This window comes from Planctobacterium sp. R6 (genome assembly GCF_055755215.1).
Window position 1 is genome coordinate 1 of sequence record NZ_JBVTQY010000087.1, and the last position, 2929, is coordinate 2929.

Annotated in this window: 1 rRNA gene; it reads right to left on the reverse strand. The window is 51.3% G+C overall.

The features are described 5' to 3' along the window. Positions 1 to 27: 27 nt before the first annotated feature. A 23S ribosomal RNA gene (locus AC0J20_RS23230) occupies positions 28 to 2898 on the reverse strand. Positions 2899 to 2929: the final 31 nt, after the last annotated feature.

Sequence of the window (2929 nt, forward strand, 5' to 3'; positions counted from 1 at the left end):
ACAACACCAAATAATACCGGGTGTTGTATGATTAAGCCTCACGGGCAATTAGTACAGGTTAGCTTAACGCCTTACAACGCTTCCACACCCTGCCTATCAACGTCTTAGTCTTAGACAACCCTTCAGGACAGTTAAACTGTCAGGGATGACTCATCTTGGGGCCGGCTTCCCGCTTAGATGCTTTCAGCGGTTATCCGTTCCGAACTTGGCTACCGGGCAATGCGATTGGCATCACAACCCGAACACCAGCGGTTCGTCCACTCCGGTCCTCTCGTACTAGGAGCAGCTCCCCTCAATCATCCAACGCCCACACCAGATAGGGACCGAACTGTCTCACGACGTTCTAAACCCAGCTCGCGTACCACTTTAAATGGCGAACAGCCATACCCTTGGGACCGACTTCAGCCCCAGGATGTGATGAGCCGACATCGAGGTGCCAAACACCGCCGTCGATATGAACTCTTGGGCGGTATCAGCCTGTTATCCCCGGAGTACCTTTTATCCGTTGAGCGATGGCCCTTCCATTCAGAACCACCGGATCACTATGACCTACTTTCGTATCTGCTCGACGTGTCTGTCTCGCAGTTAAGCCAGCTTATGCCATTGCACTAACCTCACGATGTCCGACCGTGATTAGCTAACCTTCGTGCTCCTCCGTTACTATTTGGGAGGAGACCGCCCCAGTCAAACTACCCACCAGACACTGTCCACGACCCGGATAACGGGTCAGTGTTAGAACATCAAACATACAAGGGTGGTATTTCAAGGATGGCTCCACGCTATCTGGCGACAACGCTTCAAAGCCTCCCACCTATCCTACACATGTAGGGTCAATGTTCAGTGCCAAGCTGTAGTAAAGGTTCACGGGGTCTTTCCGTCTAGGTGCGGGTACACAGCATCTTCACTGCGATTTCAATTTCACTGAGTCTCGGGTGGAGACAGCATGGCCATGGTTACACCATTCGTGCAGGTCGGAACTTACCCGACAAGGAATTTCGCTACCTTAGGACCGTTATAGTTACGGCCGCCGTTTACCGGGGCTTCGATCAAGAGCTTCGCTTACGCTAACCCCATCAATTAACCTTCCGGCACCGGGCAGGTGTCACACCGTATACGTCCACTTTCGTGTTAGCACAGTGCTGTGTTTTTAATAAACAGTCCCAGCCATCTGGTCACTGCGGCCTCCGGTCGCTTAGAGAGCAAGTCTCATCACAACCAGAGGCGTACCTTCTCCCGAAGTTACGGTACTATTTTGCCGAGTTCCTTCACCCGAGTTCTCTCAAGCGCCTTAGTATTCTCTACCTGACCACCTGTGTCGGTTTGGGGTACGGTTCTTATATACATACGTTTAGAGGGTTTTCCTGGAAGCCGGGCATCAACTGCTTCGTGACCGTAGTCACTCGTCTCGTGTCTCAGCCTTAAGAACCCGGATTTGCCAAAGTTCTCAGCCTACTCACTTTCACATGGACAACCAACGCCATGCCAGTTTAGCCTTCTCCGTCACCCCATCACTGTATATAAAAGTACGGGAATATTAACCCGTTTCCCATCGACTACGCATTTCTGCCTCGCCTTAGGGGCCGACTTACCCTGCCCTGATTAGCATGGGACAGGAAACCTTGGTCTTCCGGCGTGGGGGTTTTTCACCCCCATTATCGTTACTCATGTCAGCATTCGCACTTGTGATATGTCCAGCAGCCTTCTCAAGCCACCTTCGTCCACTTACACAACGCTCCCCTACCCAGCACTTACGTGCTGCCGCAGCTTCGGTATATTGCTTAGCCCCGTTACATCTTCCGCGCAGGCCGACTCGACTAGTGAGCTATTACGCTTTCTTTAAAGGGTGGCTGCTTCTAAGCCAACCTCCTAGCTGTCTTAGCCTTCCCACATCGTTTCCCACTTAGCAATATTTGGGGACCTTAGCTGGCGGTCTGGGTTGTTTCCCTCTCCACGACGGACGTTAGCACCCGCCGTGTGTCTCCCGGATAGTACTCATTGGTATTCGGAGTTTGCATGGGGTTGGTAAGTCGGGATGACCCCCTAGCCCAAACAGTGCTCTACCCCCAATGGTATTCGTCCGAGGCGCTACCTAAATAGCTTTCGGGGAGAACCAGCTATCTCCCGGTTTGATTGGCCTTTCACCCCCAGCCACAGGTCATCCCCTAACTTTTCAACGTTAGTGGGTTCGGTCCTCCAGTTGATGTTACTCAACCTTCAACCTGCCCATGGCTAGATCACCGGGTTTCGGGTCTATACCTTGCAACTAAGCGCCCAGTTAAGACTCGCTTTCGCTACGGCTCCCCTATGCGGTTAACCTCGCTACAAAATATAAGTCGCTGACCCATTATACAAAAGGTACGCAGTCACAGAACAAGTCTGCTCCCACTGCTTGTACGTATACGGTTTCAGGTTCTGTTTCACTCCCCTCGCCGGGGTTCTTTTCGCCTTTCCCTCACGGTACTGGTTCACTATCGGTCAGTCAGGAGTATTTAGCCTTGGAGGATGGTCCCCCCATCTTCAGACAAGATAACACGTGTCCCGTCCTACTTAATATGTGATTCATGCTGCTTCGTGTACGGGGCTATCACCCTGTATCGCTCAACTTCCCAGAAGATTCCACTACAACATAAATCATCGGCTGTTACCCGTTCGCTCGCCGCTACTAAGGCAATCTCAATTGATTTCTTTTCCTGAGGGTACTTAGATGTTTCAGTTCCCCTCGTTTGCTTCTGCAACCTATGAATTCAGTTACAGATGACCCTAAGGCCGGGTTTCCCCATTCGGACATCGTAGGTTATAACGGGTTTTATCACCTTACCTACGCTTTTCGCAGATTTACACGTCCTTCATCGCCTCTGACTGCCAAGGCATCCACCGTATACGCTTAGTCACTTAATCATACAACCCCTGTATCACTCAATGTTGCCAT